We start from the raw sequence: 21,270 nt of genomic DNA, 5'->3' as shown, positions 1-21,270 counted from the left end.
CTCGCCCGCCGCCCCTCGTTCTCTGGAGGTCCTCGCCCGATGGCCCAGTCGGTGGGTATCAAGGATGTCGCCCGTGCCGCCGGAGTCTCCGTCGGCACGGTGTCCAACGTCATCAACCGCCCGGACACCGTCGCCACGGAGACCCGGGCCCGCGTGCTGTCCGCGATAGACCGACTCGGCTACGTCCGCAGCGAGTCCGCGCGTCAGCTGCGCGCGGGCCGCAGCAGGATCATGGGGCTGCTCGTCCTCGACATGGGCAACCCCTTCTTCGTGGACGTCGCCCGCGGCGCCGAACGGGCCGCCCGCCGGGCCGGGCTCGGCGTGATGGTCTGCAACAGCGCCGAGAGCGTCGGCGAGGAGGCCGAGTACCTGGCGCTCTTCGCCGAGCAGCGGGTGCGGGGCGTGCTGCTCACCCCGGCCGACGCGACCGGGCGCAACATCGCCTCCTTCCGCCGGCACGGCATCCCGTTCGTCCTGGTCGACCGGGTCTCCGAGGGCACCACCGAGTGCTCGGTCTCCGTCGACGACGTGGCCGGCGGCGCGCTCGCCGTGCGCCATCTGATCGACGCCGGGCACCGCTCGATCGCCTACGTCAGCGGCCCGCCCGGCTTCACCCAGGTCCGCGACCGCCGCACCGGCGCCCTCAACGCGCTCGCCGAGGCCGGCCTCGGCCCCGAGCACCTGCGCGAACTGCCCACCGAACGGCTCGACGTGGCTGCCGGCCGGGACGCGGGCGCCCGCCTGCTCGGCCTCGCCGACCGCCCGACCGCCGTGTTCTGCGCCAACGACCTGCTCGCCCTCGGTGTCCTCCAGGCGATGTACGCGGCCGGCGTCAACGTCCCCGACGACCTCGCGATCGTCGGCTACGACGACATCGAGTTCGCGGCCGCCGCGGCCGTACCGCTCACCTCGGTCCGTCAGCCCGCCGTCACCATGGGCGCCCTGGCCGCGGAGATGCTGCTGGAGGAGACGGAGGAGGACGGCGGCAGGCACGAACACCGGCGGGTCGTGCTCCAGCCGGAGCTGGTGGTGCGGCGCTCCAGCCTGTCGGCGCGCTGAGCCCCCGTTCAGTAACCGTGCATGATCCCCGGGGCTCGGCAGCCGGCCGACCATGTGCTGAACTGGGACGCGGTCCGCACACCGATCGTCCCGGGAGCCCCTGTTGTCCGTCAGCTACCGCCAGCCCGGCGTCGTCCTCACCGACCGCCACTTCACCGTGCCCCTCGACCACACCGACCCGGCCGGAGAGACGATCGAGCTGTACGCCCGCGAGGTCGTCGCGAGCGACAAGGCGGGTCAGGACCTGCCGTGGCTGCTCTACCTCCAGGGCGGACCCGGCTTCGGCGCCAACCGCTTCGTGGGGAAGCCGGCCTGGCTCGGCCGTGCCCTGAAGGAGTACCGCGTCCTCCTCCTCGACCAGCGCGGCACCGGCCACTCCACGCCCGCCAACCGGCAGACGCTCCCGCTGCGCGGCGGCCCCGCCGAGCAGGCCGACTACCTCACCCGCTTCCGCGCCGACTCGATCGTCCGCGACTGCGAGCTGGTGCGCCGCGAGGTCACCGGCGGCGCCCCCTGGACGGTCCTCGGGCAGAGCTTCGGCGGCTTCTGCACCGTCACCTACCTCTCCCTGGCCCCCGAGGGCCTCGCCGCCGCGGTGATCACCGGCGGTCTGCCCTCCCTGGACGCCCACGCCGACGACGTCTACCGCGCCGCCTACCCGCGCATGGAGCGCAAGGTCGCCGCGCACTACGCCCGCTATCCGCAGGACGTCGAGCGGGCCCGCCGTATCGCCGACCACCTCCTGACGCACGAGGTGACCCTCCCGAACGGCTACCGGCTGACGGTCGAGGCCTTCCAGTCGCTCGGCATCCTCCTCGGCGGCGCCGAGGGCAGCCACCGTCTGCACCACCTCCTCGAGGAGGCGTTCGTCCGCACCCCGCGGGGCCCCGCCCTGTCGGACGCCTTCCAGGAGGAGGTGCAGGGCCTGCTCTCCTACGCGAGCCACCCCCTCTACGCCCTGGTCCATGAGGCGATCTACGGCCAGGACAGCCGCCCCACCGCCTGGTCGGCCGAGCGGGTGCGCGCGGAGTTCCCGCAGTTCGACGCGGCGAAGGCGCTCGCGGGCGACGGGCCGCTGCTGCTGACCGGCGAGACGGTCCACCCCTGGCTGTTCGACTGCGATCCCGCGCTGCGCCCGCTGCGCGAGACCGCCGGCCTCCTCGCCGCCCGCACCGACTGGACACCGCTGTACGACCCCGCCCGCCTCGCCGCCAACGAGGTGCCGGTCGCGGCGGCGATCTACCACGACGACCTGTACGTCGACACCGCCCACTCCCTGCGCACCGCGCGTGCCGTCCGCGGACTGCGCACCTGGGTCACCGACGAGTTCGAACACGACGGCGTCCGGGCCGGCGGCCCCCGCGTTCTCGACCGCCTGCTGGCCCTGACGCGCGACGAGGTCTGAGAGGGACGGGTGACGCCCCGGGACCTCGCGGGATGCCGGGGACGGGTGCCGGGGAGCGGGCCCCGGTTAGTCTGCGGACATGACCGAGCCGACGATCTCCCAGCTCCAGCCGATGCCCGAGGACTGGTCCCGAGCCCTCGCCGTCGTGGCGCACCCGGACGACCTCGAGTACGGGTGCTCCGCGGCGATCGCCGCCTGGACCGACGCGGGCCGCGAGATCGCCTATGTGCTGGCGACCCGCGGCGAGGCCGGCATCGACACGCTCCCGCCCGCCGAGTGCGGCCCGCTGCGGGAGCGGGAGCAGCGGGCGAGCGCGGCCGTGGTCGGCGTCTCCACGGTCGAGTTCCTCGACCACCGGGACGGCGTGATCGAGTACGGGACGGCCCTGCGCCGTGACATCGCCGCCGCCATCCGCCGCCACCGCCCCGAACTGGTGATCACCCTGAACCACCGCGACACCTGGGGCGGAGTCGCCTGGAACACGCCCGACCACGTGGCCGTCGGCCGTGCCACCCTCGACGCGGCCGGGGACGCCGGCAACCGCTGGATCTTCCCGGAACTGGCCGACGAGGGACTCGAGCCGTGGAACGGCGTCCGCTGGGTCGCCGTGGCCGGATCCGCGTCCCCCACCCACGCCGTGGACGCGCGGGCGGGTCTGGAGCGGGCCGTGGCCTCGCTGCTCGAACACCGCACCTACATCGAGGCGTTGACCGACGAGGAACCCGACGTGTATGCCCGCGGTTTCCTGACCGGGGTCGCCGGTTCGCTGGCGGAGCGCTTCGGCGGCAAGCCGGCCGTGGCGTTCGAGTTGTTCAGCCGATAGGGGAGGGGCTGCCGGCGGGCAGCGCGTCCGTCGTCTGCCGCACGCCGTGCCGTTCGACGCCGGGCGGGCCGGGGACGCGGTGCGGATCCACCACCCGCCCGTCCGGCAGGAGTTCGCCGGTGTCGTCGAAGACGACGGTTCCGTCGCACAGCAGGCTCCACCCCTGCTCGGGGTGGGCCGTGACGACGACGGCCGTGTGACGGCCGGCGCCGTCCGCGGCCGGGCACGGGGGCTGGTGACTGCACATGACGTACTCCTCGGTCCGTCGGCTCCTGCCGCTGCGGCTCCTGACACCGTGATAGCCGACGTTGTTTTCCGTGGGATGAGAGGACCCCCACACGGCCGGAGAACCGGCGGTGAGGTTCCGTGCCGGGCGGGGGCCACCGCGGTGTCCGCTCCCGAACCGCGGGTCAGTAGGGTGGACGGAATGCGAGAACAGAAGGTGCAGCCGAGCGACCTGCGCGGTGACTGCGGCAACTGCTTCGGGCTGTGCTGTGTGGCCCTGCCGTTCGCCCGCTCGGCGGACTTCGCGATCGACAAGGACGCGGGCAGGCCGTGCCCCAACCTGGGCGAGGACCACCGCTGCGGCATCCACGCCCGGCTGCGGCAGGAGGGCTTCACCGGCTGCACGGTGTACGACTGCTTCGGCGCCGGGCAGAAGGTCTCGCAGGTCACCTTCGGCGGCCGGGACTGGCGCACCGGCGACCGGGCGCGCGCCCGCCGTGTGGTCGAGGTGTTCCCGGTGGTCCGCCAGCTCCACGAGCTGCTGTGGTACCTCACCGAGGCGCTCGCCCTGCCCGCCGCCGGCCCCGTCCACCCGGCGGTGCGGCGGGCACTGGAGAAGACCGAACGGCTCACCCGGCAGACCCCCGAGGAACTCGCCGCCCTGGACGTGCCCGCACACCGCCAGGACGTCAACGTCCTGCTCCTGAAGGCCAGCGAACTGGCACGCGCGGGCATCCCGGGGCGCCGGAAGGAACGTCGCAACGCCGACCTGATGGGCGCCCGTCTCCAGGGCGCCGACCTGCGCGGGGCGAACCTCCGCGGCGCCTACCTGATAGCCGCCGACCTCACCGGAGCCGATCTGCGCGGTGCTGACCTGATAGGGGCCGACCTGCGCGACACCGACCTCACGGACGCCGACCTGACCGGCGCGTTCTTCCTGACCCAGCCGCAGCTCGACGCGGCGCGGGGGAGCGCCGGCACCGGGCTGCCGGGGTCAGTCACCCGACCCGCGCACTGGACGGCGGGGCTCTGACCCGCCCTCGTCCACGACCGGCCCGCCCGGCGCCCGAGGGGGCGTACGACGTTCAAGGCGCAGCCGCAGCCCCTCCGGCATCAGCGTCAGCCGCTCGGTCACCCGCAGCCGGTAGCCCGGGTCGGGACGCAGCTCGTAGCGGCGCAGCAGCAGCCCCAGCACGAGCGCGGCCTCGTGCAGCGCGAACTGCCGCCCGATGCAGGCCCGCGCTCCCGTGCCGAACGGCTTGAAGGTGTGCGGGGCCCGCGCGCGGACCGCTCCCGTGGCGAAGCGGTCCGGGTCGAACCGGTCGGCGTCGGCGCCCCACACCTCGGGATCGCGGTGCAGCATCGGCGTCAGCACCAGCGCCCACGCGCCGCGCCGCATCGGATGCTCCCCGGCCAGCACGGTGTCCTCGCGGGCCTCCCGGGCGAACGCCGGCGCCGTCGGCCACAGCCGCAGCGACTCGTCCAGGACCTGGCGCACGTAACGCAACTTGGCGACCTGGTCGTATCCGGGCGCCGGGGTGTCCCCCCACACCCGGTCCACCTCGGCGCGGGCGCGGGCGGCGACGTCCGGGTGCCGGGAGAGGTGGTGCAGGGCGAAGGAGAGCGCGCCCGAGGTGGTCTCGTGGCCGGCGACGAGGAAGGTGATGACCTGTCGGCGCACGTTCTGCGCCGACAGCCGCTCGCCCGTGGCGGGGTGGGCGGTGTCGAGCATCCGGTCGAGCAGGTCGCCCTCGCCGCCGCCGTCCGTACGGCGCGCCCGAATCAGGTCGTCGACCGTGCGGTTGAGGTGGGCGATGTCCGCCTCGTTGCGGCGCGAGGCACGCCACAGCAGCCGCGGTGACGGCACGGTGTTCAGCCGCTGCGCGTAGCCGAGGGTGCCCACCATCGCGGTCACGAAGGGATGCGGCCGGGAGCGTTCGAAGGAGCCGAAGTCGTGGCCGAAGCCGGTGCGCGCGATGGTCTCCAGGGTCAGCCTGGTCATGTCCCCGGGGACGTCCACGGTCCGTCCCGCGGCCGCCGCGCGGTCCCACCGGCCGGTGAGCCGCTCGGCGACGTCCAGCATCATCGGGTGGTAGGCGTGCATCGCCTCCCGGCTGAACCCCGGGGCCAGCACGTCGTGTGCCAACTGCCAGTTGGGCTCGTGGTTGTACGCCGTGAACAGGGCGTCCCCGACGACCGGCCGCAGATTGGCGACGCCCAGCCCCACGTGCTTGGCGAACCGCGTCTCGTCCGCCAGGTCGGCGGCGAACCGCCCGCCTCCCACGAACACGAACTCCCTGCCGAACACGCGGCGCCGGAAGACGGGCCCCAGCCGTCGGCCGTGGCGCAGGGAGTCCTGGAGTGGCGTACGCGGACTCGTGCCCAGCACGTCCCCGAGCAGGGGGAGCCGGTGGGGCGGGTGCGGGATGCGGTGCAGCTCGGGCCACCCCAGCTCGGCGCCGCGGAACCCCTTCGGTACTCCGCCCGCTCCGTCCCCGGTCGTCGTCACGGCCATGACGCGATCTCCCTCGAGTCGACGGCACGTCGATGCTGTTGTACGTGGGTTCAATAGCGCGGGATCAGTCTCGTCCCGTTGTTGAACCGGCGTCAAGTAGAGTGCGCGCATGGCCGCCCACCAGGGGGAGCGCGTACGGCGCCGCCTCAGCACCGGGGAGCGCAGGGAACAGCTCCTGTCGGTCGGCGCGCGTCTGTTCTCGGAGAACCCCTACGACGAGGTGCGGATCGAGCGGGTCGCCGAGATCGCCGGGGTCTCCCGGGGCCTGCTCTACCACTACTTCCCGACCAAGCGGGACTTCTTCGCGGCGGTCGTCGAGCGGGAGAGCGAGCGGATGCTGCGCATGACGGCGGCGGTGCCCGGCGTCCCGGTCCGCGAACAACTCACCGCCGGCCTGGACGCCTACCTGGAGTACGTCCGCACCCACGCGCACGGCTACCGCGCCTTCCACCGCGCGGACGCGGCCGGCGACCGGGCCGTGCGCCGCGTCTACCAGCGCGCCCTCGCCGCCCAGGAACAGCAGATCCTCGCGGCGCTCGCCGCCGACCCCGAGTTCGGCGCGCTCTTGCGGGACCGTCCCGACGTACGGCTGGCGGTGCGCGGCTGGCTGGCGTTCACCACGGCGGTGTGCCTGGAGTGGCTGCGGGGGTCGGATGCGTCGCTGTCGCGGGAGCAGGTGCGGGAGCTGTGCGCGCGGGCACTGTGGGGAGTGGTCGCGCCTCCCGGCTGATCCTCGGCGGACATCCGCGACGGCCGTGGGCGCCATGGTTGGCGCAGGCCCGGATCTTCGGTAGGTTAGGCAAGGCTTACCTAAGGAGGTTCAGGATGGGTGACAGCCACAGCTGGACGGCCGCGCCTTCCGCGGCCGAGCGGGCCCGGTCGGTGCTCGCCGCCTCGTGGTCCTGCGCGGTGACAGCGGACGGCGGCCGCGAGGAGTTCGTCGGCGCGCACACCGTCGACGAGGACGGGCGGGTCCACCTGCGCGTGCCGGAGGACAGCGCCCTGCTCACGGCGGCGATCTGCGCGCCCCGCGGCGAGCCGTCCGCCGTGCTGGAGTTCGCCGACGTCGCACCCGTCCCCGTCCGGGGCCGTATCCGCGCCCGGCTCTGGCTCGCCGGCTGGTTCGTCCCCGGGGACGGCCGTCTCGCCATCCACGCCACCCGCGTCGTGCTGAAACAGCCCTCCGGCGCGGTCGTCGTCGACCTCGACGAGTTCGCCGCCGCCGCACCCGACCCGCTCGCCACCGCCGAGGCTCAGCTCCTCACCCACCTCGCGGACGCCCACCCCGACGCCGTGGAGCGCCTCACCCGGCTCGTGCGGAGCGACAGCCTGCACGGCGCCGTCCGCGTCCGGCCGCTCGCCGTGGACCGGCACGGACTGACGCTGCGCATCGAGCGCGCCCGCGCCCACGGCGACGTACGCCTGCCCTTCCACGCGCCCGCCGACGACGTCGGGCAGCTCACCGAGCGCATGCACGTGCTGCTCACCCAGGCCGCCACGGCCTCCTGCCCGCGCGCCCTACAGCGGCAGCGCGCAGACGGCGACGGGTGACGCGTACGGCTCTCCCGCGAGCCGCAGCGCACCGGTGGCGCCGTCCACGTGGAACACGCTGACCGTGCCGGAGCGCTGGTTGGCCGCGAACAGCAGGCCACCGTCCGGCGAGAGGGCGATCTGCCGGGGGAAGTCCCCGGCCACCGGCACCGTGCCGAGCAGCCGCAGCCGGGCCCCGTCCGCCTGCACCGCGTACCGCGCGAGCGTGTTGTCCCCGCGGTTGGCGAGGTAGGCGTACGCGCCGTCCGGCGTGACCGCGAACTGCGCCGGATGGTTGGGGTCCGCCTTCGCACCCGTGGACTGCGGCTCCCCGATCGTGAGGCGGCCGGTGGACGGTGCGTAGGCGCACACCGCGACCGTGTCGTCCGCCTCGTTGGCCAGGTAGGCGTACCGGCCCCCCGGGTGGAACGTGAGGTGGCGCGGGCCGGCGCCCGGCCGGGTGTGCGCCTGCGCGACCTCGGTCAGCGTGCCGGACCGCTCGTCCAGGCGGTAGGTGTAGACCGTGTCGGTGCCGAGGTCGACGGCGAGGACGTGACCGCCGTCCGGCGCGGTGACGAACTGGTGCGCGTGCGGCCCGTCCTGGCCGGGACCGGGCGCCGGACGGCTGTGGACGACCCGGTCGGTGCGCTCGCCGAGCGCGCCCGAGGCGTCGATCGGGTGCACGGCGACGCTGCCCGAGCCGTAGTCGGCGCTCAGCAGCCAGCGTCCGCCCGGGTGCACGGACAGCTGGCAGGGATGGGCCCCGCCCGTCGCCCTGCTCCCCAGCACCTGGCGGTCCGACAGCCGTACGGCGGTGACGGCACCGCGCTCGCGCTCGTTGACCGCGTACAGCGTCCGGCCGTTCGGGTGCACCGCGAGGTACGACGGATCCTGGACGCCCGTGACCGTGCCCCGGCCGGTGATCCGGCCCGACGCGGGGTCGTACGTGGCGAGGCCGATGCCCTTGCCGCCGCCCTCGGCGGAGGTGTACGTGCCGATGTAGAGCGGGCGGGGGCCGGAGGGCTTCCCGGCGCTCCGGGACGGTGAGGCCTGGGGCGCGGCGGTGGACGGCCCCTCCGGTGCGGCGCCCGGCGTCTCCGGCTGCGTCCGCGGCGTCCGCGTCGCACCGCAGCCGGTCAGCGCCGGGGCCGCGGTCGCCGCGCCGAGTGCTCCGAGCGCCCCGACGAAACTCCGCCTGCTCCAGCCGCCCCCGCTCTCGGCTCCGCCCGAGCGGGCGGACCCCCCGCGCGCCGCTTCCGTCCCACTGCCCATGTCCCGCACCTCTGGTCGTCGGTCACCGTCGCGACCACCACCCTGGCGTGCGGGGACCGCCGGACGCAAAACCCCGCTCACCGGCCGCCCGCGCCCGCCGCCGTCACCAGTCGCCGTCCCGCACCGGCTTCCCCTGCGCGTCCTTCAGAGGGTGCACCTGCCGGGATCCGGGCGCCTGCCAGGGGTCGAGGTCGTCGCCGAGCCAGTCGCCGACCGGCTTGACGGCACCCAGCGGGCCGGCGGGGGCGAGGTCGTGGGCGTCCTGGTCGTCGTACTCGTACCAGGGCAGTCCGGCCCGCGTGTAGGCGGCGCGGTCGACCGGGGACGGCGGGGGAGCCTCGCCGGTGATCCGACGCCAGTCCGGGGGCGTCACCAGGTGCACGAAGACCCGGCCGGCGGGCTCGGCCGCCCAGTCCTCCAGCGGGCGGTCGTCCCGGTACACCTCCTGCCGCATCGAACCGCCGACGCCCAGACCCATCGCCGCGGCGGCCCGGGGCGCGGCGCCGGGAGCGGCGGCGGCCGCGGGCATCGGGGGTGCGCCGGGGGCGGGCGCGGCGCCGTACCCGCCGGACGGCGGGGGCATCGCGGCCCGCATCCGCGTCCGCTCCGCCCGCCGGCGCTCCGCCTCGCGCAGCCCGGCGAGCTTCGCCGGGTTCAGCGGGAACGACTGGAGCTGGACGCCGCCCCACACCTCCTCGCCGGTCACCTGGCCCTCCACGGTCGCCCCCAGCCCCAGCGGCACCGCCACGAACTGGCGGACCGTCCCCCTGCCGGAGTTGATGCCGTCCAGCCAGGGCTGACGCGGCAGCGCGACGTAGTTCTGCGGGTCCCGGGAGAGCCGGTCGCTCCAGGGCCGGCCGGAGACCGCGCACACCTTGCCCACGCCGACCTGGAGCGCGGCGGGCTCCGTGGTGCCGGCGAAGCTGAGCCACATGGCCTCGCGCAGGTACAGGGGCAGCATCACGCCCCCGCGCGCCAGCCACTCGGCGGGCGCGGTGTCCGGATGGTCGGAGACCCGCCGGACGGGGAACACACCGAGACCGGGCGGCAGTTCGTGCGTCCCGCTCTCCGGCAGCCGCAGGGTCCGCATGAACCGCACGGCCACACCCCCCGGCAGCCTCAGCGTGTCCCCGTCGATCCGTACGGCGGTGTCGGCCATCGGCCCGCTCCCTCGCGTCCCGCGCCGGCCCCGCCCGGCGCACCCTCAGAGAGAACGCCCGCCGATCCCCGTACGGTTCCGCCACAGCCTCTCCTGCACGCCCATGCGCTCGCGCAGCCTGGTCAGGCGCGGCAGCCGGGCGCGCTGTTCCTGTGACACACGGTCCAGTTCCTCCAGGAGGCGGCGGGAGCGGTGCTCGGTGTCGAGCTCGTCGAGGATGCGGTTGACCTCGGTCAGCACGGCACCGTGCAGCTGCCACTGCCGGGCGTCGTGCTGGAGCTGATCGAGCAGCAGCTGGGCCAGCTTGTCGCGGGTGGCGGCGGCCTGTCGCAGCTCCGCGGTGAGCCGGGCCTCCGCGGCGTCCGCGTTGAGGCTGACGTGCGTGGTGACCAGCACCGCGAAGCTCACCACGGCGTCGGCGATCTCCGACAGCAGCCGCTCCACCACCTCGCCGGTCTCGGGCGCGAACAGCGGCTCCCGCTCGCGCTCCTTGGCGAGGTCGGTGAGGGTGCGGGCCAGCACCCGCAGGACGACCGTGCAGATCTCCAGCGTGTCCAGGCCGGTGCGCAGCACGACCCGGTGCAGCAGACCCTCCCGCACGCGGGGGTTGAGCCGCAGACTGTCCTCGGCCTGCCGCAGGGCCGCGTCCACCTCGACGATGTCGTGGTCGAGGCGGCGCGCCTCGTACAGCCGGGCGGTCGCCTGCTCGACCGCCGTGCGGCCCGCGGCCTGCTCCCCGATGCGCAGCATCAGCTGCCGGAGCCGGCGCGCCAGTCCGTCGATGGACTCGCCGGCCTCCTCCACCCACACCGGAGGGGGCAGCAGGAGGTTGATGCCGAGCCCCACCACCGCCCCGATCAGCGTCTCCAGGATCCGCGCCCACGCCGTGTCGCCGACGGTGGTGACCCCGAGCACCAGCATGGCGCTGATCGCCACCTCGGGGACGTACTCGTCGACCCGCACCAGGTGCCCGACCGCCAGCGACGCCACGATCAGCAGCGCGAGACTCCACCAGGTCAGCCCCACCAGCAGGCTGAACGCGATGGCGACCAGCACCCCGGCCACCACCGAGTTGACCCGGCGCACGCCGTTGGTCAGCGTCGCGTACAGGGTGACCTGGACGACCAGCAGCGCGGTCAGCGGCGCGGTCAGCGGCGCGGCCTCGGGGCTCAGCCGGAGCGCGACGACGTAGGCGATCGTCGCCGCCGCGGACGACCGCAGGGCCTGGACCACCACGGGTTCCCGGTGCCGTCGCACGAACCGCACGAGCGGTGCGGCACGCTCACGTACTTCTGTCATCGCCTGGCCAGTTCCCGTTCCTCAGGTACATCGAACGTCTCTTCCGTCACCTGGGGAGTCTCGCCGGGCCGGGGTCAGGCGTACAGCTTGTCCAGGAAGGCGGACAGGTTGCCCGTGGTCCGGGCGATCTGCTCCTCCAGTGTGAGGCTCTCCTCGAAGCGGCCTCCCGCCTCCGGGGTCTTCCTTCCCCGGACGTACAGCGAACAGGCCAGGTCCGTGCACATGTACAGGCCCACCGAGTTCCCCTCGCGGCCCGCCGCGCCCGCCTTGCGGGCCGTCATCAGCGAGACACCGCCGCCGGGATGCGTGGTCAGACACAGCGAGCACATGCTGCGGTGCAGGAAGCCGCGTTGCGAGGACGGGAAGCGGAGGGTGACGCCGACGAGCCGTCCGTCCCGTTCGGTGACCAGATAGCTGCGGTCGGGTGCGCCCGGATCTCGCCAGCCCAGGAAGTCCAGGTCGTCCCAGGGGCGTTCGTCGAGATCGCGCGGCACGGACAGACGCTTGGCCTCGCCCTTCGAGCAGTTCACGAACGAGCCGCGAATGTCCTTCTCGGTGAGCGACCGCATGGGGGGCCTCCTGGGGTGTTCTGTGCGTTGTGGAACGCGTCCTGTGCGCCATGGGATGGCGACTGAACCTAGGGGAACTAGGTTTCTGCCTACAGTACTCAAGCGCGGTGAGGAGGAGCGAGCGGATTTCCCGTACGCCGGATCACCGCGCGAGGCCTCCCGAGACCGGCTTGCGCGCCAGCGTGACCTCACCCCGGACGGCGGCGGGGGTGGCGCGGGTGGCGCGGGCCGTCGTGGCGCCCCCGGCGGGCGGCGCGAGGACACGGGCCTCGACGGGGCTGACCCGTACGGGGGGCGACGGTGGCCGGGGCTCGGGTTCCCCGCGGACGGCCCAACCCTGAGCCACCCTAAGCTCACACCATGAAATAAGGGGTGGGGGAATGTCGCGCCGAGTCCGCCCGCAGCGGTATGTTGCAGGTCGGGCAGGGTGCGAAGGGAGCCACATGGCGGGGCGGAACGGGCGTACGGTACGCGATCTCAGGCGGGCCAACCGCACGGCCGTACTGCAACGGCTCTACTTCGACGGACCCCTGAGCCGCTTCGAACTCGGCCCGGTCACCGGTCTGAGCTCCGGTTCCGTCAGCAATGTCGTCGCCGACCTGGTCGCCGACGGGCTGCTGGAGGAGGCGGGCAGCGTCGACTCCGACGGCGGCCGGCCCCGCACCCTGCTGCGGGTCGCCCCTGCCAGCGGCCACATGATCGGCGTGGATGTCGGCGAGACCCGCGTGCGGGTCGAGCTGTTCGACCTCACCCTCACCGAACTCGCCCGCGCGGAGCGCCCGCTGGAGCAGCGGCGGTACGAGGTCGGCGGCATCGTCGGCCACATCCGCGACGGCGTCGCCGAGGTCCTCGCCGCCGCGGACCTCGCCCCCGAGCGGCTGCTCGGCGTCGGCATCGGCGTCCCGGGCATCGTGGAGCACACTTCCGGGCGGGGCGCCGTCGTGCACGGCCAGACGATCGGCTGGGACGCCGTCCCCCTGGAGGAACTGCTGCGCCAGGGCTCCCCCTTCCCCGACACCGTGCCGTTCTTCATCGACAACGGCGCCAAGACCCTCGGTCAGGCCGAGATGTGGTTCGGCGGCGGACGCGGCGCCGACAACGCCTGTGTCGTGCTCTTCGGCTCGGGCGTCGGCGCCTGCCTCGTCACCCCCGACGTCGAGCGCGGCCGGGCCGTGGAGTGGGGGCACCTGACCGTCCGGGTGCGCGGGCGCCGCTGCCGCTGCGGGGCGCTCGGCTGCCTGGAGGCGTACGCGGGCGCCGAGGCGCTCCTCGACCGCTGGCGCGAGGAGGGCGGCCGGCCGCCCGAGGGCACCGACGAGGAGACCGCGCTGACCGCGATGCTCGCCGCCGCCTACCCGGCCGACGGCGACCCGGCCGACCCGGTCGCCCTCGCCGTCCTGGAGGAGACCGCCGAGTACCTGGGCGCGGGGCTCTCCGACCTGATCAACCTCTTCCAGCCCGAGCGCATCCTCATCGGCGGCTGGGCCGGCCTGCAGCTCGGCACCCGCTTCCTGCCCGCGGTACGCCGTCACGCCACCGCGTACGCGCTGCGCCACCCCGCCCAGAAGGTCACCGTCGAACTGGGCCGGCTCGGCCCCGACGCGGTCACCGTGGGCGCCGCGATCCTGCCGCTGGCCGACTTCTTCGCCCGGGGCGGCCGACGCCCCGAGCCCCTGCCCAGCGGCCCCCCGCCCGCCTGGCGCACGGCGCTGGAGGAACGTACTCCGCACTGACGTTTCGCCGGTGGGGGCGGAGGTACTCGCGTGAGGCCGTGCCGCGAGACCGCGTGCGGCGCCGCACGAACCCGAAGGGAGGACGTTCCGTGGCCGACCATCGTCTCGAAGGACCCGGCGAGAACGGCACGCCGGTCCCGCGCGACCTGCCCGACCAGCAGGCCGACGCCGGTGAGGACCCCTGGGAGGTCGCCCCCGCCCGGGCCGACGAGGACGAGGCGACCGACGAGGAACCCTCCACCGACGTCCCCGACACGGATGAGGCGGGCACGGGCCGGCAGGGCGCCCCGCAGGCGGCCACCGTGAACCCCGAGCACCCCGTCCCCGACGAACCGGCCGACTGAGCCGGATTCCCTCCATCCCCCGTTTCTCCGGCGAACTACCGCCCGGTCCCTTGCGGCCATGTGCCGCATGGCCGACCGGGCGGTGGTCGTCGTGGTGGCGGCCGGCAGATCTCATCGACGTCCGGTCCCACGGCTTCGAAGCGTGCCTCGTATACACCTCGTGCCCACCGGCCCTGGCCGGCCGACACATCGTCCTGCCCGCGCGCGGCGCGTGCGCGTGGAGGGCGCCCGGCGCGACGGCGGCTCGTACGAGGCCGCCGCACCGTTCCACTTGCGCCCGGATGCCGCTGTCCTCGCGGCCGGGCAACCGGTCACGCAATCACTCGCGCCACCGTGCGGCGATCCGGTGATCCGGCGATCCGGCGACCGGCGGGAGACCGGCCGGGCGAGGCCAGGGAGGCGAGCGAGGCCGGGGAGGAGGGAGGCCGGAGAGGCCGGGGGAGCCGCGCCGGACCGTGACGGCCGACCATGACGGCCTGGCCGATCTCCGCGTCCGGTCGCGGGCGCCGCGCGGGTCCCGACGGCCGGGCTCCTACGGGGCGCGAGGATGCGCGAGGGACGCGGGTGACCGTGTCGGAGAACGTGGCCGACGAGGGCCGCGGGATCCTGTCCCCGCGCTGGTCGGTCCTCAGCCCACCTTGCGTCCGCGCAACGGGGCCGTCGGTGCGCCCTCGCCGCTCCGCATCCCGCGCAGCAACTCCTCCAGTACCTCCGTCGCCGACCGCTCCGGGCGCCAGCCGAGTTCGACACGCGCGCGCGTGCAGTCCATGAGCGGCAGGCGCAGGACCGCGTCGAAGAGGTGCGGGGAGGCGGGCAGCAGGTGCAGGTTCCACGCGGCGGCGATCGCCGTGCGGGCCGCCGTGCGGGGCAGGCGCACCGTGCGGGCGTCGAACATCTCGCCGAGCAGGTGGGCGTCGACCGGCGGATCGGCGGCCAGGTTGAACGGTCCGCGCACGTCGGTGCGCACGGCGAGCCGGTACGCCTCGGCCGCGTCGTCGGTGTGCAGCGCCTGCATCCGCAGTCCCGGTATGTCCGGCAGGAAGGGCAGCAGGTCCGGGCGGGCGACCGGCCCCGGCAGGAACCGCCCGCCGAAGATGCGGCGCTGCTCGCTCGCGGACTCCCGCTTGAACAGGAACGCCGGCCGCATCCGCACCACCCGCACGTCCGGATGGTCACGCTCGAAGGTGTCCAGGGCCCGTTCCAGATAGGCCTTCTCCCGGCAGTACGCGGCGTCCGGCCACCCGTGCGTCGGCCAGGACTCGTCCACCGCGTGGTCCTTCGGCCCCGGTGAGTACGCGCCCACCGACGAGGCGTGCACGAGCACGGGCACCCGGGCGGCGGCCACCGCCTCGAAGACCCGCATGCTCCCGAGCACGTTCGTCCGCCACGTCACCGCCGGATCGTGTGTCGGCTGGAACGCCCAGGCCAGATGCACCACCGCGTCCGCGCCGTCGAACACGCCGTCCAGATCGGTCTCTTCCGACGCCAGGTCGACCGCCGACCACTGCGTCTTCGGCGGCGCCCAGTCCGGGATCCGCCGGGCCAGCCCCACCACCGACCCGACCTCCTGATCCTCCGCCAGGAGCCGCACCACACTCGTGCCGACGTTGCCGGTGGCGCCCGTGACCACGACCTTCCTGCCCGACCCGTTGCTCACCGTCGACTCCTCTCGCCGCGTCCGGCTGGAGCGGTCCGAGTACCCCGGTGCCGTGAGGCGCACGCGGCGGGCCGGTCGCAGGCCAACACCCCGAAGACACGTGCGCCGCGGTGCGGGGGAGACAGGGGAAAGCCCCGACCGGACGGGGGAATCACGGTCGGGGCGGCCAGGTGGTGGGCGCGGATGGCGGTCGCCTCTCGGCGAAAGGCTCCACAGGGCTTCAGCCGGACGATCGTCCCTGTGGGCAAAAGGTGAGGCCCGGGGACACTGTCCCATCCGCACCCACGGTTCGTTCAACGGAGAACCTCCGGGCGGTGTTCCCTTCCCGGCCCCGGTCCGCGGTGATCCGCGTCACTCCGCCCGCTCTTCCCGCCGCGCGCCGGGCAGCGCCTCCACCCACAGGTTCTCCGCCTGGAGCAGCAGCGTCCCGAGGACGGCCGTGTGCGCCGCGCCCTGCCCGGCGTGGTCGCGCAGACTGCCCTGCAACCGGGCGCGCAGCTCCTCCATCTCCGCCTCGGCCCTCTCCGCCTCGAACCCCTCCACCTCGGCGCCGTCGGCGCCCGCGCCCAGGAGCCCCTCGGCCTGCGCCTCGCACGCGTCGCCGAGCAGCTCCAGCAGCCGGGCGTAGACCCGCAGGGCCGCCGCCCGGGGCGGGGCCGGGGCGCGGTCGTCGTCGGCCGCGACCGCGAGGGTGCGGGTGAGCGCCGTGACATGGTCCGTCACGCGGCCCCAGCGGGCGTCCTCCGACTCCGGCGGCACGTCGAGGGGCACCCGGTGCAGCGCGCGCAGCGGACCCGCGGTCAGCCGCAGACTCTCCCGGCTCCAGCTCCGCGCCGACCGCAGCCCCTCGCACCGCCGTTCGAGCCGGTCGGCGCGGCGCGACCAGTCGGCGGCGGTCGCCGCGTCCCACTCGCCGTCCCGCAGTCCGGCGGCGACCTCATGCAGCGCCTCGCCCGCCTCCCGGGCCAGCGCCGCGAGGTTCTCGCGCACGTCCCGCAGATGCACCGGCGGCAGCACGAGCGCGTTCACGGCCACCCCGATCACCGCGCCGAGCGCCGCCTGCCCCACCCGGTGCCCCACGGCCGACGCCGACACCGCGCCCGAGGCCAGCGTGAACACCGCCGTGGTGGCCGCGTAGATGCCCTGGTCGCCGAAGCGGGGCCAGTGCGCCAGCAGCATCAGCAGCGGCACGGACAGCGCGAGCGCGCCCAGTGTGTCCCCGGTCAGCGCCTGCGCCGCCGAGGCGAGCAGCGTGCCCGCGCAGATCGCCGTCCACTGCTGGGCGGCCTGGCGCAGCGAGCCGTACACCGTCGCCTGCACCAGGACCAGCGCCACCCAGGGCGCCATCAGGGCCATCGGGTCGCCCAGCCAGTCGCTCGCCACGAACCAGGCGAGCACCGCGGCCAGCGCCGCCTTGAGCGACTGCACGACCAGGTCCCGTTCGCGCCCGGGCGTGCTGCGGGCCGCCCGCACGGCCCGGCCGGCGGCAGCCGCCTCCCGTCGTACGGCCTCCGCCCAGCGAGCCCCCGCTCCTTCCGTCCCCGGCTTTCCGACGCGGATGCTCATGCCAGGGGGCTGTCCTCCAGAGAGGCCAGCAGGTGGGCCGGGTCGGCGTAGATCGCCTGGGCGCCCGCCTCCTCCAGGTCGGCGCGCGGGATGCCGCCGCACAGCACGCCCACGCAGCGCACCCCGGCCCGGCGGCCCGCCCGCATGTCCCAGACGGTGTCGCCGACGAACACGGCCCGCTCGGCGGGCACCCCGGCCAGTTCCAGGGCGTGCTCGACGGGCTCCGGTGCCGGCTTGCCCTCCTCGACGTCGTCCGCGCTGGCCGTCGCCGTGATCGCCTCGTCGGCGTCGAGGGCGCGCCGCAGGGCCGACAGTTCCGCCCCGCTCGCCGAGGTGGCGAGCACGACCCGCCAGCCGTCGCCGTGCAGCCGCTTCACCAGCGGGCCGGCGTCCCGCAGCGCGGGCAGCCGGTCGAAGTACTGCCCGTACAGGGCCTTGTGGGCGGCGCTCAGCCCCGCGTCCTCGTCCCGGTCCCGGTCCTCGCCCAGGAGATGGGCGATCAGGTCGGTGGAACCGAGGCCGATCGCCCGGTGCACGGCGTGCATCGGCACCCGGTGGCCGGCCTGTCGCAGCGCCTCCCACCAGGTCACGACGTGCAGATGGTTGGTGTCGACGAGGGTGCCGTCGACGTCGAAGACGGCGGCGCGTTCCATCCGGGGTCCTTTCTCTCGTGGGCGCGCCCGAGCGGGCGGCGTTCTCACCGGCGGCCGAGCGGGCGGCGCCCCGGGTACCACGTCAGGCGCCCGCCACGCCTGCCGGCACCCTGCCCTCCCGGGTCCAGGCCAGCAGGTCGGCCACCGGCCAGGTGGTCACCACCCGTTCCGCGGGCACCCCGCACTCCTCGGCCCGTTCGCAGCCGAGGATCTGCCAGTCCAGCTGGCCGGGCGCGTGCGCGTCGGTGTCGACGGAGAACAGCACGCCCGCCTCGACCGCCCGGCGCAGCAGCCGCCGGGGCGGGTCGAGCCGCTCGGGCCGGCTGTTGATCTCCACGGCCGTGCCCGACTCGGCGCACGCCGCGAACACCTCGTCGGCGTCGAACTCCGACTCCGGCCGGCCCCGCCCGGTCACCAGCCGTCCGGTGCAGTGGCCGAGCACGTCGGCGTGCGGATCGCGGACGGCGTTCACCATGCGACGGGTCATGGCGCGGGCGTCCATGCGCAGCTTGGAGTGCACGGACACCACGACCACGTCGAGCCGCTCCAGCAGCTCCGGCTCCTGGTCGAGGGAGCCGTCGTCGAGGATGTCGCACTCGATGCCGGTCAGCAGCCGGAACGGCGCCCAGGTCGCGTTCAGCTCCTCGACCACCTCCAGTTGCCGGCGCAGCCGGTCCGGCGACAGCCCGCGGGCCACCGTCAGGCGCGGGGAGTGGTCGGTGAGCGCGGCCCACTCGTGGCCCAGCGCGGCCGCCGCCCGGCCCATCTCCTCGATCGGGCTGCCACCGTCCGACCAGTCGGAGTGCACATGGCAGTCCCCGCGCAGCAGCGCCCGCAGCCGCGCGCCGCCGCCCTCGGTGAGCGGCCGGCCGACCTCGCCCTCCAGCTTCTCCAGATAGGCCGGAACGCGCCCGGCCAGCGCCTCGCGCGCCACCTGCGCCGTCTTGGGGCCGACGCCCCTGAGCGACTCCAGCGTCCCCGCGGCCGCCCGCTCCTCGACCTCCCGCGCCGGCAGCCGCCCCAGCGCACGGGCCGCGGTGCGGAACGCGCGCACCCGGTACGTGGGCGCCAGGGACCGCTCCAGCAGGAACGCGATCCGGTCCAGGGCCTCGACGGGATCCATCACCACCTCCTGGTTCGCGGCTCCGTCGCCACTCCTGGCTCCAGAGTTCCCCAGCTCCCCCCGGCCCGCACGACGGGGGCGACGGTTCGTCACGCGGTTTGTCCCGTACGCACCCGGGTACTGCGTCGTCCCACCACCCTCGCCGTCCACGAGGAGGCCACTGATGCCCGCCCCCACCGCTCCCCGCCCCAAGGTGGCCGTGGTCACCGGCGCCGACTCGGGGATCGGCCGCGCCACCGCCGTACGCCTCGCCCAGGCCGGGATGGACGTCGGCATCACCTGGCACAGCGATCTCAGGGGCGCCGAGGAGACCGCGGAGGAGGTCCGCTCGCACGGTCGGCGGGCCGCCGTCGCGCAGCTCGACCTCACCCGGCTGCCCACCGCCGCGGGCACCGTCGACGAGCTGTGCGACCGGCTCGGCCGCCTGGACGTGCTGGTCAACAACGCGGGGACGGGCACCATGACGCCGTTCCTCGACCTGGAACTGGAGGATGTGCGCCGGGTGCTGGACGTCGACCTGGTCGGCCCGTTCCTGTGCGGGCAGAAGGCGGCCCGGCACATGATCCGGCAGGGCGACGGCGGCCGGATCGTCAACGTCACCTCCGTCCACGAGCACCAGCCGCGCGTCGGCGCCGCCCCCTACTGCGCGGCCAAGGGCGGCCTCGGCCTGCTCACCCAGGTCATGGCGCTGGAGCTCGCCCAGTACGGCATCACCGTCAACGCCGTCGCCCCCGGCGAGATCGCCACGCCCATGACCGGGCAGGAGGACACCGACGTGCACGCCGTCGACCGCCCCGGCGTTCCGCTGGGCCGGCCCGGCGACGCCCGGGAGGTCGCCGCCGTCATCGCGTTCCTCGCCGGTCCCGACGCCTCGTACGTCACCGGTGCCTCCTGGAGCGTGGACGGCGGCATGCTGCGGATGGGCCCGCAGGCCGGATCGCACCTGGGCAGCGACGAGTGGCGCCGCCCCTGAGCCGATGAGACTGCGGACGAGTTCCAGTGACCGACCCGGCTTCACCCGCGTCCGCTGCGGCCGCGGGTTCCGCTACCGCGACCGGCACGGCGAGCCGCTCACCGACCCCGGGCACCTCGCCCGGATCCGGGCCCTGACCATCCCGCCCGCCTGGCGCGACGTGTGGATCTGCCCCTGGCCCGACGGCCACCTCCAGGCCGTCGGCACCGACGACGCCGGCCGCCGCCAGTACCTGTACCACGAGCGGTTCCGCGCCCAGCAGGAGGAGGCCAAGCACGAGCACGTCCGCCAGGTCGCCCGCGTCCTGCCCGACCTGCGCGCCCGGGTCCGCGCCGACCTCGCCGGGCGCGGCCTGAGCCGGGCCCGCGTCACCGCGTGCGCCGTACGCCTGCTGGACCTCGGCCTCTTCCGCGTCGGCAGCGACCGCACACCAGGGCGAGCGAGACGTACGGCCTGACGACGATGCGCCGCGAGCACGTCACCTGCGGTCGTGGCGAACTCGCCTTCCGCTTCCCGGCGAAGGGCGGCACCGAGATCGTCCGGGCGCTGGTGGACGACCAGGCCCACGCCGTGGTCCGGGCCCTGCTGCGGCGGCGGCGCGACGGTGAGCGGCTGCTGGTCCACCGGGAGCAGAGCGCCTGGCACGAGCTGCGCGGGGGCGACCTCAACGAGGCGCTGCGACGGCTGGCCGGCACCGACCTCACCGCCAAGGGCTTCCGCACCTGGCACGCCACCGTGCTCGCCTCGGTCGCCCTCGCGGTCACCACGAAGGAGGCCCGCGCCACCGCGGCCGCCCGCCGCCGGCAGGCGGCCCGGGCCGTCCGCGAGGTCAGCCGCTACCTCGGCAACACGCCCGCGGTGTGCCGGGCCTCCTCCATCGACCCGCGGGTCTTCGAGCTCTTCGAGCAGGGGCGCACCATCGCCCCCGCGCTCAGCCGACTGGGGGGACCACGGGGACTTCGGGCGCCCGGCCACCCAGGGCGCGGTCGAGGCGGCGGTGCTGGATCCGCTCGACGGCGAGAGGCGCTGACGGGACGGCGGGGAATCCGAGGAGGCCCGTGACAAACCGGGAGATTCCTACCCGCCGGTTGCGTTCTACGCTCTATGACATGACCGAAATCGCGAGCCCTTACATCTCCCATCCGCGGATCACGGTGCTCGGGGTGCAGCCGGGCACGTCGCCGTTCCGCATCGTGGAAATCGACGGCGAGGTCGTCGGTGAGGCGAGGGCCGTCACCGACGTCCTCCAGGCTGCCGCCGCCTTCGGCATCACCGTCCACGACCTGGACGACCCGGACGTGGTGCGCTGGGTGGGCGGTGACCGGTACACCTGGCGGCCGCGCTAGCGCACGCCCCCGTCGGTCG

The 21,270-nt window shown here is 74.8% G+C and carries 20 protein-coding genes and 2 pseudogenes; 11 read left to right on the top strand and 11 right to left on the bottom strand.

The features are described from left to right. The first annotated feature begins 39 nt into the window (after window positions 1-39). The 3 genes from ACF1A1_RS12605 (at window position 40) to ACF1A1_RS12595 (ending at window position 3,287) form a co-directional block, all read left to right on the top strand. Complete coding sequence (locus tag ACF1A1_RS12605; protein WP_391999301.1) at window positions 40-1,059, top strand: LacI family DNA-binding transcriptional regulator; 1,020 nt, start codon at window positions 40-42, stop codon at window positions 1,057-1,059. Between the two features lie 103 nt (window positions 1,060-1,162). Continuing rightward, entirely contained in the window at window positions 1,163-2,464 is a 1,302-nt protein-coding gene (locus tag ACF1A1_RS12600; RefSeq protein ID WP_391999300.1) for an alpha/beta fold hydrolase, read from the top strand. A 79-nt stretch (window positions 2,465-2,543) separates the two neighbouring features. Further along, on the top strand, window positions 2,544-3,287 hold the full coding sequence (locus tag ACF1A1_RS12595) for a PIG-L deacetylase family protein (protein ID WP_391999298.1): 744 nt from the start codon (window positions 2,544-2,546) through the stop codon (window positions 3,285-3,287). Between the two features lie 76 nt (window positions 3,288-3,363). Here ACF1A1_RS12595 and ACF1A1_RS12590 read toward each other — a convergent pair. Then, window positions 3,364-3,534: pseudogene (locus ACF1A1_RS12590) on the bottom strand (DUF5999 family protein); the annotation flags it as partial. Window positions 3,535-3,714: 180 nt separating this feature from the next. On the opposite strand from ACF1A1_RS12590, the gene ACF1A1_RS12585 reads away from it, so the two are divergent. Next, window positions 3,715-4,545 carry a pentapeptide repeat-containing protein gene (locus tag ACF1A1_RS12585; protein ID WP_391999297.1) on the top strand — a complete coding sequence of 277 codons (831 nt, stop codon included), beginning with the start codon at window positions 3,715-3,717 and terminating at the stop codon, window positions 4,543-4,545. Here the strand turns inward: ACF1A1_RS12585 and ACF1A1_RS12580 are convergent. Then, complete coding sequence (locus tag ACF1A1_RS12580; RefSeq protein WP_391999295.1) at window positions 4,507-6,027, bottom strand: cytochrome P450; 1,521 nt, start codon at window positions 6,025-6,027, stop codon at window positions 4,507-4,509. The two genes, ACF1A1_RS12585 and ACF1A1_RS12580, sit on opposite strands and share 39 nt — an antisense overlap. 109 nt (window positions 6,028-6,136) lie before the next feature. On the opposite strand from ACF1A1_RS12580, the gene ACF1A1_RS12575 reads away from it, so the two are divergent. Then, the gene (locus ACF1A1_RS12575; RefSeq protein WP_391999293.1) at window positions 6,137-6,757 is read left to right on the top strand and encodes a TetR/AcrR family transcriptional regulator; all 621 of its coding nucleotides are present in this window, start codon (window positions 6,137-6,139) and stop codon (window positions 6,755-6,757) included. 95 nt (window positions 6,758-6,852) lie between these two features. Continuing rightward, window positions 6,853-7,578 (top strand): DUF2470 domain-containing protein, encoded by a 726-nt coding sequence (locus tag ACF1A1_RS12570; protein WP_391999292.1) that lies wholly within the window; start codon window positions 6,853-6,855, stop codon window positions 7,576-7,578. Here the strand turns inward: ACF1A1_RS12570 and ACF1A1_RS12565 are convergent. The 5 genes from ACF1A1_RS12565 to ACF1A1_RS12545 form a co-directional block, all read right to left on the bottom strand. After that, on the bottom strand, window positions 7,546-8,829 hold the full coding sequence (locus ACF1A1_RS12565; protein WP_391999290.1) for a lactonase family protein: 1,284 nt from the start codon (window positions 8,827-8,829) through the stop codon (window positions 7,546-7,548). The genes ACF1A1_RS12570 and ACF1A1_RS12565 overlap by 33 nt on opposite strands. Before the next feature lie 103 nt (window positions 8,830-8,932). Beyond that, window positions 8,933-9,988, bottom strand: a complete 1,056-nt coding sequence (locus ACF1A1_RS12560) for a hypothetical protein (protein WP_391999288.1) — start codon at window positions 9,986-9,988, stop codon at window positions 8,933-8,935. Between the two features lie 45 nt (window positions 9,989-10,033). Then, window positions 10,034-11,287, bottom strand: a complete 1,254-nt coding sequence (locus tag ACF1A1_RS12555; RefSeq protein WP_391999287.1) for an FUSC family protein — start codon at window positions 11,285-11,287, stop codon at window positions 10,034-10,036. Between the two features lie 74 nt (window positions 11,288-11,361). Then, a complete protein-coding gene (locus ACF1A1_RS12550) occupies window positions 11,362-11,856 on the bottom strand; it encodes an FBP domain-containing protein (RefSeq protein WP_391999286.1) in 495 nt (164 codons plus the stop codon). A 142-nt stretch (window positions 11,857-11,998) separates the two neighbouring features. Next, window positions 11,999-12,202 carry a hypothetical protein gene (locus ACF1A1_RS12545; RefSeq protein WP_391999285.1) on the bottom strand — a complete coding sequence of 68 codons (204 nt, stop codon included), beginning with the start codon at window positions 12,200-12,202 and terminating at the stop codon, window positions 11,999-12,001. 97 nt (window positions 12,203-12,299) lie between these two features. Here ACF1A1_RS12545 and ACF1A1_RS12540 point away from each other — a divergent pair, with 97 nt between their 5' ends. Both ACF1A1_RS12540 and ACF1A1_RS12535 read left to right on the top strand, forming a co-directional pair. Further along, the gene (locus ACF1A1_RS12540; protein ID WP_391999283.1) at window positions 12,300-13,589 is read left to right on the top strand and encodes an ROK family protein; all 1,290 of its coding nucleotides are present in this window, start codon (window positions 12,300-12,302) and stop codon (window positions 13,587-13,589) included. A gap of 89 nt (window positions 13,590-13,678) precedes the next feature. Then, entirely contained in the window at window positions 13,679-13,933 is a 255-nt protein-coding gene (locus ACF1A1_RS12535) for a hypothetical protein (protein ID WP_391999281.1), read from the top strand. 628 nt (window positions 13,934-14,561) lie between these two features. Here ACF1A1_RS12535 and ACF1A1_RS12530 read toward each other — a convergent pair. From ACF1A1_RS12530 to ACF1A1_RS12515, 4 genes are all read right to left on the bottom strand, one after another. Beyond that, complete coding sequence (locus ACF1A1_RS12530) at window positions 14,562-15,590, bottom strand: SDR family oxidoreductase (RefSeq protein WP_391999280.1); 1,029 nt, start codon at window positions 15,588-15,590, stop codon at window positions 14,562-14,564. A gap of 351 nt (window positions 15,591-15,941) precedes the next feature. Further along, window positions 15,942-17,156, bottom strand: a complete 1,215-nt coding sequence (locus ACF1A1_RS12525) for an aromatic acid exporter family protein (protein WP_391999278.1) — start codon at window positions 17,154-17,156, stop codon at window positions 15,942-15,944. After that, window positions 17,153-17,809, bottom strand: a complete 657-nt coding sequence (locus ACF1A1_RS12520; RefSeq protein WP_391999277.1) for an HAD family hydrolase — start codon at window positions 17,807-17,809, stop codon at window positions 17,153-17,155. The genes ACF1A1_RS12525 and ACF1A1_RS12520 overlap by 4 nt, the downstream gene beginning before the upstream one ends. Before the next feature lie 82 nt (window positions 17,810-17,891). Continuing rightward, window positions 17,892-18,932 (bottom strand): PHP domain-containing protein, encoded by a 1,041-nt coding sequence (locus tag ACF1A1_RS12515; protein WP_391999276.1) that lies wholly within the window; start codon window positions 18,930-18,932, stop codon window positions 17,892-17,894. Window positions 18,933-19,095: 163 nt separating this feature from the next. On the opposite strand from ACF1A1_RS12515, the gene ACF1A1_RS12510 reads away from it, so the two are divergent. The 3 genes and pseudogenes from ACF1A1_RS12510 (at window position 19,096) to ACF1A1_RS12500 (ending at window position 21,251) form a co-directional block, all read left to right on the top strand. After that, entirely contained in the window at window positions 19,096-19,905 is an 810-nt protein-coding gene (locus ACF1A1_RS12510; RefSeq protein ID WP_391999274.1) for an SDR family oxidoreductase, read from the top strand. Window positions 19,906-19,909: 4 nt separating this feature from the next. Beyond that, window positions 19,910-20,935, top strand: a pseudogene (locus ACF1A1_RS12505) (DNA topoisomerase IB). A 79-nt stretch (window positions 20,936-21,014) separates the two neighbouring features. Beyond that, window positions 21,015-21,251 carry a hypothetical protein gene (locus ACF1A1_RS12500; protein ID WP_391999273.1) on the top strand — a complete coding sequence of 79 codons (237 nt, stop codon included), beginning with the start codon at window positions 21,015-21,017 and terminating at the stop codon, window positions 21,249-21,251. Window positions 21,252-21,270: the final 19 nt, after the last annotated feature.

The sequence above is a fragment of the Streptomyces sp. NPDC014995 genome (assembly GCF_043080745.1).
Lineage (GTDB): Bacteria > Actinomycetota > Actinomycetes > Streptomycetales > Streptomycetaceae > Streptomyces.
Note: the sequence above shows the minus strand (reverse complement) of the source record. Positions and strands in the feature narration are given on the sequence as shown.